We start from the raw sequence: 4,257 nt of genomic DNA, 5'->3' as shown, positions 1-4,257 counted from the left end.
ATATTATAGCATAGCTTTTATGACCAAAAGGTACAACGTATCACTACAAATCATCAATTGATACGGTAACACCTGGTATCAAGCATGTTGGTTATAGTTGTCAATTATCCAGATGATTCAAGTGATGAAGTCAGTGTACAACTCACCGTACAATTTCATGCCTCAATATACGGCCCAATCAGAAAAGATCAAACGGTTAAAATTGGACTGGGCCCGATCCGCGAGAATTAATCGCCAATTCTACGCGCTACCACTGGCAGGTGTTGTGCTTAGGCGTGACGGTGTGACCAAGTGAAGTATTGGAAGATCTTCACAACACCCACAATGATCATTGCCAAACCAAGTAGTAGCCACAAGATTGCTGCACCGATAAGTGGTGAGAATAGCAATACGATACCGGCCAACAAGCTAATCAATGCTGAAAATACTGCCCAGCCCTTACGTTCAAAATACTTCAATGAGGCAAAGGTTACAATAGCTTCAACGATCCAAGTGATACCAACCAACAAACCAACGATCAAGAATAGGTAAGCTGTTGCTGCGTACAAGTTGATGAAGCTGAAGACACCAGCCACCAAATAAATCACACCAACTAAGAAACTACCTAAACGTGCCCAAGCTGATTCGTCATCATGTGTGCCGATTGCTGCAACATAGGCTGCACCAATCGCAATAAAGGCGATACCAACCATGATCGTAACAGCTGCGGCTGTACGGTTTGGCCAAAAGACAATCAAAAGACCAAAGACCAAAGACCAAAGATAGTAGACCTTGAAGTCCTACCATCGAGCGCAACTTCGTGTAAAATAAGTCTGACATTTTATTCTCTCCTCCTATATAGCTATTATAACCCTTCCAACCATTGTTGTCGGTTGTCACACAGCCAAAGGTACTGAATCTGATGTCGTCACGCCTTTTGTCATACCACATAATTCGCTACATTGCATTTCAACAAGCATAACGACCGCATTCCCCCATTAACTGCATCACTCAGACAGTCAGAATTGAAATAGGTAAATGTCATACGTTTAGCATTATATGAAAAGTAAACCCCTTTTTTAAACTTTTTTAGCACTCGAACTCGACGTGTGCTGAAATCTGCGATTTAACGCGAATTTTCCGGTATATCTAATGATAGTAAAACTTGTTTGATATCGGGCCCGTAAGCATATTTGCCGATGCCACCCTGCTTTGGTAAAATCCGATGACAGGCGTTGATAATGGTCAGCGGATTCTTCCCAACAGCCGTGGCCACGGCCCGAATCGCCTTGGGATAATTGGCTCGTGCTGCTAAATCCGAGTATGTGAGTGTTTCAGTTGGTCCCATCTCGTGTAAGGCCGTCCAAACAGCCCGTTGAAACGGCGTCGCCCGCAGGTAATCAATCTTAATCGCTCGAAAATCTACTGGTTCCCCAGCAGCATAACGCCGAAATAGATCAAGTTCTGGGACATGTCCCGCTTGAATTGTTGCTGTGGAATAGTCTGCTAAAAATTCTTGGCGCCCATCATCCGCTAAGCTCACAAAAACCACGGCATCATCTTGCTTGAATACCGTCAGTTGTCGTTGTAAAAATGGCATTGTCTCGTAAATAATCATGGTTTCATTTTAGCATAATGAGTGATAAGACATAAAAAGTACGCCTAGCGGCGTGCTTTTTATCTTACTTTCTCTTTAATAGGCCGAAAATCACCCCAGAAATCACAGCCCCAATCGCAATAAAGAGCAAGTACAAGAGTGGTGAACTCGTCAAGGCAATCACGAAGATCCCACCATGCGGTGCGAGCAACTTAATGCCTGTCAAACCAACCAAGCCACCAGCGACCGCTGAACCAACCATAAAGCTTGGAATGGCGCGAACTGGATCGGCAGCAGCGAACGGAATCGCCCCTTCCGTAATAAAGGACAACCCCATCACAATGTTGGTTAATCCAGCTTCACGTTCTTGCTTATCAAACTTATGCTTGAACATCAACGTTGCCACAAACACAGCCAACGGTGGCACCATGCCACCAGCCATCACGGCAGCCATAATATTTGACCCACCAGTTGCCACTGTTGCGGCAAGGGTACTTGTCCCAAAGACATAGGCGGCTTTGTTAATCGGACCACCCATATCCACCGCCATCATGCCGCCGAGCAGCGTGCCTAGCAACACCGCGTTCGTGCCGCTTAAGCCTGACAAGAAGTTATCCAACCCTTGGTTAATGCCTGACATTGGAATGTTGATGAACAGCATCGCAAACCCAGTCAACAAGACGCCCAGCACCGGATAGAACAAAATCGTTTTGATCCCATCAAGTGACTTTGGCAAATTACTTAAGAGCTTCTTGAGTAGCAAGATAATTCCACCAGCCAAGAAGCCGCCGACCAAAGCCCCCAAGAAACCTGACGGAATTGGCATATGCTTGGTATCTAGTCCAACGTTATAAATGTTATACCCGTTGGCTGACAAAGCCCCAGCAACGAACCCCGCCACCAAACCTGGCTTTTCGGCAATCGAGTAGGCAATATACCCTGCTAACACGGGCAACATAAAGCCAAAGGCCGCGCCACCAATTTGCTTAAAGAAAGCCGCAATTGGATGATACGTGCCCAAACTTGATAGCATATCCTTTGGCACACCAAGACTTTGGTCAATCAAGAAGGCAAAGGCAATCGCAATACCACCACCAATCACAAACGGCAACATGCTTGACACACCACTCATCAAGTGACGATAAAAGGCCTTACCAATGGACTGAGATGTTTCCGCAGCTTGTTGCTTTGGTGCATCACCATGGAAAATCGGTGCTTGTTTGTCTAAAGCCAGATTAATCAGTTCTTCTGGCTGCCGAATCCCGTATGCTACTGGCCGATTAATTAACGGCTTGCCATCAAAACGCGCCATTTCCACGTTTTTATCGGCGGCAATAATCACGCCTTGCGCCTCAGCAATATCAGCGTCACTCAAACGGTTCCCAACGCCACCGGCCCCGTTCGTTTCTACCTTAATCCGAATACCGAGTTCGGCAGCTTGCTTTTTCAAGGCTTCTTCAGCCATGTACGTATGGGCAATCCCAGTCGTACAAGCGGTCACGGCTACCAAGAATGGCGCGTCTTGAGCCACTGTCGTCACCGGTTCTGGTGTCACTTCTTGCTCGCTGAACAATGCAACGACTGCTTCTGGGGTTTGTGCTGCTTTCAGCTCGTCCATAAAGCCATCTTGGAGCAAGAAACGTGACAAACTGGCCAAAGCTTCCAGATGGGTATTATTGGCATCCGCAGGGACGGCAATCATAAATAACAAATGCACCGGCTGACCGTCCATTGCATCGTATTCGACTCCTTTTTCAGAACGGGCAAACACGACGGTCGGCAGTTTAACAGCACTATTTTTACTGTGTGGCATGGCAATGCCATCTCCTAATCCAGTCGTTGTCTGGGCTTCACGTGCCAAAATGCCTTGCATAAAGGCTTGTTTGTCAGTAATGCGACCAGCGTCATACAGACGGTCAATCATTTCCTCAAAAGCTGCTTGCTTGGTAGTGGTCTTCAGGTCCAGTATCATAACGTCGGTTACTAACAAATCGCTGATTTTCATGATGTTTCCTCACATATTATATTGGTGTGACACGAACTTGTTGATAGATTGATGCAATTGTTGCTTTTGTGGCGATATCATCGCTGAATGCCGTGGCTGTCCCACTGGCAACCGCCATTTTAAAACTTTCAAGCACATCGGCTGTTTGCAGCCAAGTGCCAACAAAACCGGCAATCATCGAATCGCCAGCACCGACCGAATTTTTCACCGTGCCAGCCACAGGGGCGGCGAAATAATCCCCATCGGGTGTTAGGAGTAGTGCGCCGTCACCAGCTAAGGAAACAATGGCCAATTGCGCGCCATCAGCGAGTAATTGGTGTCCCCAATGTTGGACATCGGCTTGGGTGGTCAATGTTGTGTAATACAGTTGTGCCAACTCATGTAGATTTGGTTTCACTAGCAACGGGTGCTGGTTCAAAGCAGCTTGGAGTGGTGTGCCTGTCGTATCGATCACAAATTGCGCTTGGTGTTGGGCAATTTTTTCAATGATGTGTTGATAAGTATCCGCAGCTAAACTTTTAGGCACACTACCAGACAAAATCACCATATCATCGGCAGTTAGCTGGTCAAATTGTTGCAAGAAAGTTGCTAATTTATCCGGAGTAATCTCTGGACCCGTTGCGTTGATTTCCGTTTCCACATCGGCTTTAATTTTTAAATTAATCCGTGTGTTACC

General features: G+C 46.4%; 5 protein-coding genes. 1 reads left to right on the top strand and 4 read right to left on the bottom strand.

What is annotated here, in order from left to right; translation table 11 throughout:
• Nucleotides 1–84 precede the first annotated feature (84 nt).
• Nucleotides 85–231, top strand: coding sequence for a Rib/alpha-like domain-containing protein (locus ACW12G_RS06660; protein ID WP_420890788.1), 147 nt, complete (start codon nucleotides 85–87; stop codon nucleotides 229–231).
• A gap of 38 nt (nucleotides 232–269) precedes the next feature.
• Here ACW12G_RS06660 and ACW12G_RS06655 read toward each other — a convergent pair whose 3' ends face one another.
• The 4 genes from ACW12G_RS06655 to ACW12G_RS06640 form a co-directional block, all read right to left on the bottom strand.
• Nucleotides 270–752: an HdeD family acid-resistance protein gene (locus tag ACW12G_RS06655; RefSeq protein ID WP_010003847.1), complete on the bottom strand. Its 483-nt coding sequence runs from the start codon at nucleotides 750–752 to the stop codon at nucleotides 270–272.
• Between the two features lie 353 nt (nucleotides 753–1,105).
• Nucleotides 1,106–1,597 (bottom strand): methylated-DNA--[protein]-cysteine S-methyltransferase, encoded by a 492-nt coding sequence (locus ACW12G_RS06650; RefSeq protein ID WP_455647572.1) that lies wholly within the window; start codon nucleotides 1,595–1,597, stop codon nucleotides 1,106–1,108.
• 64 nt (nucleotides 1,598–1,661) lie between these two features.
• Nucleotides 1,662–3,581: a PTS fructose transporter subunit IIABC gene (locus ACW12G_RS06645; RefSeq protein WP_455647571.1), complete on the bottom strand. Its 1,920-nt coding sequence runs from the start codon at nucleotides 3,579–3,581 to the stop codon at nucleotides 1,662–1,664.
• A 16-nt stretch (nucleotides 3,582–3,597) separates the two neighbouring features.
• Nucleotides 3,598–4,257 (bottom strand): 1-phosphofructokinase family hexose kinase (locus ACW12G_RS06640; protein ID WP_455647570.1); only part of this gene is annotated, 660 nt, incomplete at its 5' end.

The organism is Leuconostoc sp. (assembly GCF_965300815.1).
This window is presented reverse-complemented; position numbering and strand designations above follow the sequence as displayed.